This window comes from Agaribacter flavus, from assembly GCF_042646125.1.
GTDB lineage: Bacteria > Pseudomonadota > Gammaproteobacteria > Enterobacterales > Alteromonadaceae > Glaciecola > Glaciecola flavus.
The window spans coordinates 19,456-29,345 of sequence record NZ_JBHRSW010000012.1; the positions used below are offsets into that span (position 1 = coordinate 19,456).

General features: G+C 40.6%; 8 protein-coding genes. 2 read left to right on the forward strand and 6 right to left on the reverse strand.

Annotated features, from left to right (window positions below; genetic code table 11):
- Positions 1-105: 105 nt before the first annotated feature.
- Entirely contained in the window at positions 106-1,476 is a 1,371-nt protein-coding gene (locus tag ACFOHL_RS07735) for an alkaline phosphatase (protein ID WP_376919647.1), read from the forward strand.
- Between the two features lie 72 nt (positions 1,477-1,548).
- Here the strand turns inward: ACFOHL_RS07735 and ACFOHL_RS07740 are convergent, their stop codons facing one another.
- Complete coding sequence (locus tag ACFOHL_RS07740) at positions 1,549-2,265, reverse strand: VC0807 family protein (protein WP_376919648.1); 717 nt, start codon at positions 2,263-2,265, stop codon at positions 1,549-1,551.
- A gap of 188 nt (positions 2,266-2,453) precedes the next feature.
- On the opposite strand from ACFOHL_RS07740, the gene ACFOHL_RS07745 reads away from it, so the two are divergent.
- The gene (locus tag ACFOHL_RS07745; RefSeq protein WP_376919655.1) at positions 2,454-3,479 is read left to right on the forward strand and encodes an IS630 family transposase; all 1,026 of its coding nucleotides are present in this window, start codon (positions 2,454-2,456) and stop codon (positions 3,477-3,479) included.
- Positions 3,480-3,861: 382 nt separating this feature from the next.
- Here the strand turns inward: ACFOHL_RS07745 and ACFOHL_RS07750 are convergent, their stop codons facing one another.
- From ACFOHL_RS07750 to ACFOHL_RS07770, 5 genes are all read right to left on the reverse strand, one after another.
- Positions 3,862-4,599 (reverse strand): alpha/beta hydrolase, encoded by a 738-nt coding sequence (locus tag ACFOHL_RS07750; RefSeq protein WP_376919649.1) that lies wholly within the window; start codon positions 4,597-4,599, stop codon positions 3,862-3,864.
- Between the two features lie 261 nt (positions 4,600-4,860).
- Positions 4,861-6,498 carry a methyl-accepting chemotaxis protein gene (locus tag ACFOHL_RS07755; protein ID WP_376919650.1) on the reverse strand — a complete coding sequence of 546 codons (1,638 nt, stop codon included), beginning with the start codon at positions 6,496-6,498 and terminating at the stop codon, positions 4,861-4,863.
- Positions 6,499-7,071: 573 nt separating this feature from the next.
- Positions 7,072-7,410 (reverse strand): glutathione S-transferase family protein, encoded by a 339-nt coding sequence (locus ACFOHL_RS07760; RefSeq protein ID WP_376919651.1) that lies wholly within the window; start codon positions 7,408-7,410, stop codon positions 7,072-7,074.
- A 3-nt stretch (positions 7,411-7,413) separates the two neighbouring features.
- Positions 7,414-8,862: a dihydrolipoyl dehydrogenase gene (locus ACFOHL_RS07765; RefSeq protein ID WP_376919652.1), complete on the reverse strand. Its 1,449-nt coding sequence runs from the start codon at positions 8,860-8,862 to the stop codon at positions 7,414-7,416.
- 92 nt (positions 8,863-8,954) lie between these two features.
- A complete protein-coding gene (locus ACFOHL_RS07770; RefSeq protein ID WP_376919653.1) occupies positions 8,955-9,512 on the reverse strand; it encodes an acyloxyacyl hydrolase in 558 nt (185 codons plus the stop codon).
- Positions 9,513-9,890: the final 378 nt, after the last annotated feature.

Sequence of the window (9,890 nt, forward strand, 5' to 3'; positions counted from 1 at the left end):
AAATTGTTCGGCAAAGATCAACAGACCCTGATACAACGTGTATAATCTTGATCAGAGTAGGGTTGAATTTGGACGTAACTGAGTTTTAGGGATTTAGAGAAGACGATGAGTATAAGAATAAAAACGTACATTTTTGCAGGCATTGCCTCAATATTAGTAAGTGCTTGTGCAAGCGAACCAAGCAAAAATCATCAGGGGCAAAAAATAACGAGTGAAACAGCACTCAATGGCTTACCAAAAAACATTGTCATGGTCGTTGCGGACGGTATGGGACCAGCATATGTACCCGCTTTCAGGTATTACATGGATAATCCTGAAACCGATGAACTTGAACTGACTGTGCTCGATGATATTTTGCTTGGCTCCGCACGGACATATCCTGCCAAAGTATCTGGTTACGTTACGGACTCTGCGGCATCAGCTACCGCTTTGGCCACAGGCATTAAGACATACAACGGTGCTGTGGGTATGGATGTGGACAAACAGCCTATTGAAACTGTCATGCACAGAGCCAAACAATACGGTTTAAAGACGGGAGTGGCGGTAACCTCAACGGTTGTCCATGCGACGCCAGCTTCATATATGGTGGCAAATGAATCACGCAAAAATTACGACGCGATTGCAGATAGTGTGTTCGACAACAGAATTGGTGAACAATTTATTGCCGACGTCATTTTAGGCGCGGGTACGACTAATTTTATCCGTGACGACCGAAACCTTGTGTCTGAGTTTCAGGCAGAAGGCTATCAGTACATCGATGATTTAACGCAACTATCAACTTTGCAGCTTGGACAGCCTGTTTTAGGGTTGTTTGGTGGCTTTGAATTACCATGGGCGCTTGATTCGGAGGATCCCACTCGACTGCGTACAATGACGAAAGCGGCATTGCGTCAACTTACAAATGATAAGGGCTTTTTTCTGCTTGTGGAAGCCAGTCAGGTAGATTGGGCGGGTCATGCAAATGATATCGCCGGTGCAATGAACGAAATGTATGACTTGGCTAAGACTGTGGAATATTTGCGCGAATATGTAGCTAAACACCCCGATACTTTGGTTATTATCACAGCAGACCATAGCACAGGAGGTCTGACTGTCGCAGCGAGCGATGGATACCGTTGGGATCCGAGTTGGTTAAAAGGCGTGAAAGCTTCGCCTATGAGTATCGCCAAAGGTCTAAAGCGCGTTGACGATAAATCGGCTTATCTGGCTCAGCAGCTTGGTTTCGAATTAAAACTCGAAGAAAAGAACTTATTGTCTTTAATTACGAGTGAATCACCCAATAGGGATGTTGAGAGTATTGTTAAGCGAATTTTGGACAAACGCACAAATACAGGTTGGACAACCAACGGTCATACTGGAGAGGATGTCTTTGTATTTGGCTTTGGTCCTCAGGTGGAGCGCTTTAAAGGGCAGTTGAACAATACCGATATTGCTAAAAACATATTTTCGCTTTTAGATGAAAAACATGGTCGATAGCGACCAAATAAATTGAATTAGCTGGGCGCGACGCCCAGCAATTTTGGCGAGTGTATTTGAGCAATCAATACGCTACTGGTGCAGAAACGTTTCAATTGGCTCGCCTGTGCATTTTCCTATTTGCTTAAATAAGTAAATTAAGGCACCGACCAATAGGATCATACTCGGGATAACAATGACTGGATAGCTCAAGGCGGTCATCCTACCGAGTTCTTCAGTGTAGGCCGTTGTACCAGGCTCAGAGACCAAAATCCATTTCGCCAAGAAATAATTCAGTGCTGATGATAAAAAGAAAGAAGCCGCAACAATATAGCTGCTTACCGCTATTTTTTGACTAAACTCTTTATGTTTGTTTTTTTCTGAAAGTGTTGCATTGAGTTTATCCCAGTTTACGATTTGATCGTTGAGGATCATGAGCTTTACTAAGGGCTTTTTACTGAATTGCGTGGCTAAAACTGCGATCCCCAGAATAGCAGGAATACTCGCTTCTTTAATCGCCATGTATTCTGACGGTAACTTGAGCAAAGAAATTCCGCCTGTGAGGAGGACGCTAATTACCCCTAGTACCGAAAAGGCATTGACTTTTTTGCTTATTTTTAAGTCGTATAAGCCGTAACCTAAGGGAAAAGCTAAAGCGACGACAACACTCCACATCGGCCCTAAGTATTCTTCGCTACTCAAATAGCTCATTATGACTACCGGAATGGCGATGTTAAAAATTAAATTGCCAAAAAAGCCCTGTTGTTGTGCAGGCTTTTGGGGACTTTGTTCTGTTTCTGTACTACTCATGAATGTTAAATACGCCGTTTGACACTTAGGGAGAGCCAAGCATGTTGCTTGTTTGGCCTTGACTCATTGCTCATTGTTTTCAAATGGTCGATGAGTGTACTCGAATAAAGGGGTCAGAGTAAACTCTATACCCGTGATCAATGAAAATGCTTGATTTTCAATGAATAGAGGATCACTCTATTACCATGATTGATATTTCCCTCACATCTGAACAAAAAGCCGCACTCGAATCACGACATGCCAAAGCCCGTGATAAGCGAGAGTGTGATCGCATCAAAGCGGTGCTGCTTCGCTCGGAAGGTTGGTCGCTTACCATGATATCCCAAGCATTGCGTAAGAGTGAGGCGACGATCACTTGCTACATTAGTGATTACAGTGTGAAAATGAAGCTAAAGCCGGCAGGCGGAGGCTCTAGCAGTCACTTGAATACTGAGCAAACAAAGCAACTCATCGCCCATTTATCCGAGTTTACCTATCAGCATATTCATCAGATTGTGGCTTATGTCAAAGCCACATGGGCTATCACGTATTCCGTATCAGGCATGAATAAATGGCTTCACCAACACGGTTTTAGCTATAAACAGCCTAAAGGCGTACCGCACAAGTTCGATGAAAAGAAACAAGCCGCATTTATCGACGCATATGCATCGTTGCGAGATGCACTAAGTGAAGATGAAAGCATCATCTTTATGGATGCCGTTCATCCAACCCAAGCCACTAAAATGAGCTGTGGATGGATAAAAAAAGGCGTAGATAAACCCGTCGTTACAACAGGTAGTCGCACACGGATGAATCTTATTGGTGGTATTGAGTTGGGTCAGTTAGATAGAGCCACCGTACAAGATTACGACACCATAAATAGTGACACTATCTGCGCCTTTTTCGACGGACTAAAAGCGAAATATCCGCCAAATCACACATTGCATTTGATATTGGACGGTGCTGGCTATCATCGTTCGCAAATCGTCAAAGATAAAGCCACAGAGTTGGGCATACAATTACACTATTTACCGCCATACAGCCCGAACCTCAACCCTATAGAGCGTTTGTGGAAAGTGATGAACGAGCATGCGCGAAATAATCGTTATTTTGCAACTGCTAAGGAATTTCGACAACAAATTCGGCAGTTTTTCGATAAGACATTGCTGGAAATTGCAGACTCACTTAATACGCGGATCTCCGATAATTTTCAGGTGCTAAAACCTGCAGGTTGAAGTGGAATGGGTATAAACCAATTGTTGTAATCTTCATTTGGACTCATTCCGTTTTGATGTTTTCTTTCAATTACATCATGGCTCACTACGAAGCCGATTTTAAGTGGGGTGAGTCCATACCATTATCCATGAAAAACTTTGGGCCAAACCTTCTAATCCGACTCCGGTTGTTGACAGCGTAGCAAGGCCCGTAAATTATAGCTTGTAAGAGCGCTATTTCGGTGAATATATAGAGCAACAGACTATTTTACTAGCCGCCGTGACAACTGTATTGCTGGTGGTTTTGTGGTTTCTCATTTGTAATGATGGCAAAATTAGTGCGGTGTTTTGCCGTTTAAGTCAATGAGCAAGCTGGTTTTTGGCCGGCGCACTTTCGACGATATTAGTTTTCAGATATAAATGAAAGAATATTTGTTAAAGTGATGCTTTGCTGAGTCTCTCTATCAATGTCAGCGGCGCTATCACCAAGCTGAAAACCGTAGTACGCAAATTGTGCATGGTTTGCGCCCTCAATTTTTAAAAACTGAGTATGCGAGGGAAGTTTTGATTTGTTTGCCATTATTGTATTTTCATCTGCTACGCCATCTCTCGAACCATAAATTTTCATTATTGGTATTGAACTGTTAGCAATTGAAATATCTCGAGGGTGTGTGGTCCCAATTAACACTAGCCGGTCGAAGAGAGCGGGATTTTCATACACCAACTGCGCAGCCATCTTTGCACCTTGAGAATGACCAACCAAGGTATAGGTTTTGGATTCATCGCTTAGCAAATTGAGAGAGATCGGCTTGTGATAGCCAAGCCTTGCTTGCCTCAACGGCATTTTAATAAGATAAACGCTTATATTTTTTTCTGCAAGTTGCTTAGATAGTGGCAAATAAGCCCTAGTATCAACCAAAGCCCCTGGAAAGAAAATTAATACCTCATCAAATTGATGGGTAGGCGTGTAGCGAAAATACTCTTTATGTTCTTCAAACGTAATTAGTGCATTACTTTCAAAGAGTCCGTCAGGTAAATTTTTTGCTTGCATGGAATACACGAGCCATAGAGTAAAAACAATCCCCATTGCAACCCAAATTCGTTTAACATTCTTTAGCCAATTTTTGGTGTTTTGCTTCATGAGTCCGATGCTCTGATTGTGTCGTGTTAACGTGACGACGCTCGCTTATAGCTTGAAGTATATGACGAATTAATCTCACCGGCCACTACATGAATTTGAGAAAATGTTCGAACTCGCTAGCTGAGTGTCTACAAAATTGAAGAGCGATCAGATAACATCTTCATCGTGTTTAGTGAATTGACACAGATTTGACCTTTATTCTCTAAGTACCGACCTATAAGCTTTTACAGGTCGGCCTTAAAGATTTAATGAGGGTTATTTTTATAGTGTGAAACCCGTTGTTGAAGTTTTTAACCGTTTTGAAATATCAGCTAGTTTATTGGAGGCTCCGGCAACACCGACTACCAACTCTTTGCTTTCTTTGGAAATCCGACTGGTTTCATGAATATTATTTAACAGTTCTGTAGAGGTTTTTGTTTCTTTGAGTATCGACTCTGCTACTTCTTTTATTAACTGGCTAACTAATTCAGTCGCTTGGCCTATATTCTTCATTGATTCTTGTGTTTTTTCAGTTTTCTCGACGACATGAGAAGTGTTTTCGTAACTCTCATTCATGCTATTTACGGTTTCTATAGTGTGGTCTTGAATGGTCTTTATCATTGCCGAAATTTGGACAACGGACTCGGTCGTTCTCTCAGCTAAGCTTCTTACTTCGTCTGCAACTACAGCAAACCCTCTTCCTAATTCACCCGCTCTAGCCGCTTCAATCGCTGCATTTAGCGCCAATAAATTTGTCTGCTCAGCAACGTCACGTATTACATCCGTTACGCTTCCAATTTGCTCGACCTGTTCAGACAGTTGAGAGACGCGAGTTTTTGTAGATTGCATTAACTTTGACACATTTAAAATACCATCTTCTGTTGTTTTGACATGATGAATAGAGTCGGTACAGGAGTCACCGGCATCCACAGCTTTCGAACTTGTCTTAAGAGATGAGTCGCTTACACATTCGAGATTTTTTTGGAGTTCGTCTAGCGATCCAGAAGCTTCTAACAAAGCGCTCACTTGCAAGTCTAACTTGTGATCCAACTGTCGAGATGAGTTCTTAAGCTCCACACTAAACTCTTCCACCATGTTAGAATCAACGGAAATGGTCGTTACAATATCTGATAAACTTTTTCTCATTTTTTCAATTGCATTAAACAAAAACCCAAACTCATCTTTACGAGGCGCAAAGCTGTTTATTGATAAATTACCACTGGCTATTTTTTCAACAATCTGAACTGCTTTATCTAGGGGTTCTGAAATAAGCCTTTGGAACCAATACGAAAATCCAACATACAAGAACATGACTGCAACATAAAATAAGATAAGACCAAGCGTTAAGTTATCTATATCTTGATGAGAGTCTTCATAGGCAACTATCACCTCTGTTTTAATTTTTTCAATAAGGGCTTGGATTTCAGCCGAAAACTGCGCGTATTCGGGAATTACGGCTGTGGTAATGCGCACAATCGCGTCGAAATCTTTTTGACTTAACGCCTCATTCACCAAAGCGGCACCCTGTGAATAATATTTGTCGTAGTGGGATTTCAAAATATTAATATCGTTGGCGTAGCGTGGGCTTTGTTCTAGATAAGTAAAAATTACTTCCCACTTTTGATTTGCAGTGGTGATTTCATCACGTACAACATTTGAATGAAGCTCAAATGGATGAGTATGATAAGATGAAACTTCTAAAGTCTCATCATGCATAAACGCAGCGTATCCGTGGAAGCGAGCATTTTTTAACGCGGCATCTATCTCCGAAAGATTTACAATTAATTGTGAATATACATTGTTAGTCTCTTGTATTGCATTTGAGCCCTTATTGGCGACCATTTTTAGCGCAATGATCGGCGTTATCATAAGAATTGATACGATGATGGCTTGCAATATTATGATTTTATTAACTTTCATGATTATCCCAATAAAAATTAGAAAGCATTTTGTTAAGTACCTATTTTATCGGTCGATCAATAATCAACTTTAATGTTTGATTGCTGGGCTGTTTCGCTTAAGAATATCCTGGGCCACTTCAATATTGTTGAGTTGCTTGACTCGATACTATCCTCTCATAATAAGACAATAGTTTTGTCGCTATTTCCAAGTGTGCAAAGCCGCTTGCTCTTTACCAATGCGCACATCAATTACACGTGCAAAATCGACGGCGCAAACGATGGTAATATCAGTAATTGAATGAAAACTGTATAGCTAGCCAAAATGATGAGGCACAGCACCACACTGCGCCACAACATCAACCAAAGAAAAGCAGAAGTATTAACAAGTTAAAAAGATAAGACTAACTGCTTTAAAAGATGACTTACTTGCAAACGTATATATATCGCTTTACACTTTTAGGTATAGACGCTTATTATGCTGTGAGTGACTGAATCCATCTTGCCAATTCAATTTATGAATAAAAATAAAAAATTTGACTGCGCTTTTTTATATACCGTTTATGGAGATTCAGAAATTCACTATTTCGAAGCTTTATACAGTATCTTGACGCTTGCCCATCATCGGACCTAGACCGCCTACCTGCCACATTAACCATTGCAATACATCGTAGTAAGCAGATTTTTCGCTGGGCAAAAAACATTTAAACTTTTGCGCTAAATATAACAAGATTGCACCAGATTCAAATATGCTTAAAGAGCCGTCTATCAAGGCCGGAATTTTGTTGTTTGGGGAAATGTCTAAAAATCTAGGCTCAAACTGTTCTCCTTTACTTATGTCAATAGGATGAATCCTGTATTCGATACCTGCCTCTTCTGCAAAAATTAATGGTTTGTAGCCGTTTGGGGTACGCCAAATATACAAATCAATCACAAATTACGCTCCCGGACCACAATCGATACAATTCAGTGGTGGTTGCGGCCCCATCCCCATTTCTTGCAATAAAACACGTAAGGCTGATCGCAGACCTTCCTCAATTACAGGGTGATAGAAAGGCAACTGTAAAATTTCTTCAACAGTCATACGCATTTGAATAGTCCAAGCGAGTAAATGAGCTAGATGCTCTTGTCCTGGGCCAATCATTTCTCCACCTAGTAATATGCCAGTATCGCGGTCTCCATATAGCCTCATTAGTCCCTTATTCATTAACATGACTCTAGAGCGTCCTTGATTTTCAAAACTAACTTCGCCAATAGCGAAATCTACACCGTTTTCGCTAAGCTCACGATAAGATTTCCCGACAGTGCCAATTTGAGGATCTGAAAACACTATTCCTAAAGGTACTTTTCTTGCTCGTTTGTACACAGAAGGGTAGCGTGCTGCATTCTCACCAGCCAAACGACCTTCATCTGACGCTTCGTGAAGTAATGGAATGTCAGAATTTGCATCACCAGCAATGAAAATATGACTGTTTCCACATTGCATCGATAGAGGGTCATATAAAGGTACCCCTCGCTTGTCTAGTTTTAGACTAGTATTTTCTAAACCAATATTGTCAACATTGGCTCTTCGCCCAGTCGCAGCAAGTAAGTAGTCAAATGTTTCAACAGTTATGTCATCATCTGGTTTCGATCTAAAAGTAATTTGGACTCCGTTATCGACGCGTTTTATTTCTTTTACTTCGCCGCTACTATGAAATGGAAATTTTTTTTTGAAAGTTTCTAAGGCATAATTTCTCACCGCAGGATCAGAAAGGGGACCAACCAAATCTTCAGCACCAAATAGGTGTACCTTCACACCTAGACGAAATAATGCTTGTCCTAATTCTAGCCCAATTACACCAGCTCCAAAAACGGCTACCGATTTGGGTAAGTCTGTCCAATCGAAAACGTCGTCGTTTGTAATTAACCGGTCCTCAGCAGAGTTGAAAAAATTTGGGATATTGGGTCGTGAACCAGTTGCAATTATTATTCTTTCCGCTTTAATTGAATCGCCATTTGATAACGCTAAGGTATGGTCATCCACAAATTTTGCGTAAGCCTTTATTTTGTGTTTTGCATCAAACTCTTCTACGTCCTCGTTAACAAAAGCTACAAAACGATCCCGTTCGTTGCGGACGCGTTGCATGACAGCTGCGCCATCGACGTCGGGAATCGAGCCTTTTAGGCCAAATTGTGAAAATAACTCAGCTCGATGCCTGACTTCAGCCGGTGCGATTAATAATTTTGAGGGCATACAACCGACGCGGGCACATGTGGTCCCGTATTCCCCCCCTTCTATTAATGCTATGCTGTCAGTCATCTTTCGAGCTTCTCTATATGCACCCATTCCTGAAGTGCCTGTACCTATAATGGCTATTTCAACATGTTTTTTTTGAGGGCTCATTTTTTGCTTCCGTCTTATGTTAAATGTTTTTTTTAGAAAAATAGGGGTACCTTTCAAAGGATACCCCATAAGGGAGATTATATTTCTTTTTGTTAAAAAGAATACGCATACGATATATTTACAAAATCAACGCCCGGGTTTTTACTGTTCAACCCACCATTACTGTAATGCATGTATCTTAATGCTATTGATTGTTTATTTAACTTGCCAAAATCTAAAGCTAACCCAAGGCGATCTTCAAACTGATAATGCGAACCTATATCTTTACCCGCGAACTGCGTATTTTCGACTAGTGATACGCCAATCCCAAACTCCCACCGCAAAGGGTATTTACCTTTCACATGGTAGAAGGTTTTGCCAATAACTGGTGATAGAGCAATAACGTAATTTGTTTCGTGCTGATTCGATTCGCCATATTCCCAGAAGTTGACACTGACCTCCCAATAAATGTCTAGCTTGTCAAAGAAAGGTGCATCTTTCCATTCAAAAACATGTGGTCGATAAGCAAGACGCAAGCCGGTGATGTCATCGGAGCCAATTAAAATATCGACTGCCATAGCCTGAGACACTGAACTTTCTTTTGCAGATAGGTTAAAAGTATGCATTCCAAGTAATAAAGTACAAAATATAACTAGTAAAGAGGATTTCATAAGGTTACCGAATCTTTTAATGTCACTAGTTGTCGAATTGCTATGAAATGATATGTCACTTTTAACATTCGCATCCGGAACTAGTTTTTGCTTTGATAAAACATGCGACTAGTCTATCGTTTAGTTCTATCAAATTAATTGCTTATTCTCGAAATTAATTATTGTTCAAAATGTAATAGTATCGGAGGCCGTGGCAACATTTAATGGTTAGACGTTTACCAATGTTTATTGTAGTTAAGAGATTATTTGGATGTGCGTTCACTGTAATTATAAGTTTAAGACAATTTCTGACGCTATAATGATCCTGACATCTCGCACCCATTTTAAGAATAAATTTGTTGATAGTGGTAGCCCAAGCAGTTGACGATAGTATGATTT

Excerpts from the sequence above, each read along its gene's own strand:
- ACFOHL_RS07765 (WP_376919652.1), bottom strand. The coding sequence starts at position 8,862 with ATGAGCCCTCAAAAAAAACATGTTGAAATAGCCATTATAGGTACAGGC.
- ACFOHL_RS07770 (WP_376919653.1), bottom strand. The coding sequence starts at position 9,512 with ATGAAATCCTCTTTACTAGTTATATTTTGTACTTTATTACTTGGAATG.
- ACFOHL_RS07735 (WP_376919647.1), top strand. The coding sequence starts at position 106 with ATGAGTATAAGAATAAAAACGTACATTTTTGCAGGCATTGCCTCAATA.
- ACFOHL_RS07740 (WP_376919648.1), bottom strand. The coding sequence starts at position 2,265 with ATGAGTAGTACAGAAACAGAACAAAGTCCCCAAAAGCCTGCACAACAA.
- ACFOHL_RS07750 (WP_376919649.1), bottom strand. The coding sequence starts at position 4,599 with ATGAAGCAAAACACCAAAAATTGGCTAAAGAATGTTAAACGAATTTGG.
- ACFOHL_RS07755 (WP_376919650.1), bottom strand. The coding sequence starts at position 6,498 with ATGAAAGTTAATAAAATCATAATATTGCAAGCCATCATCGTATCAATT.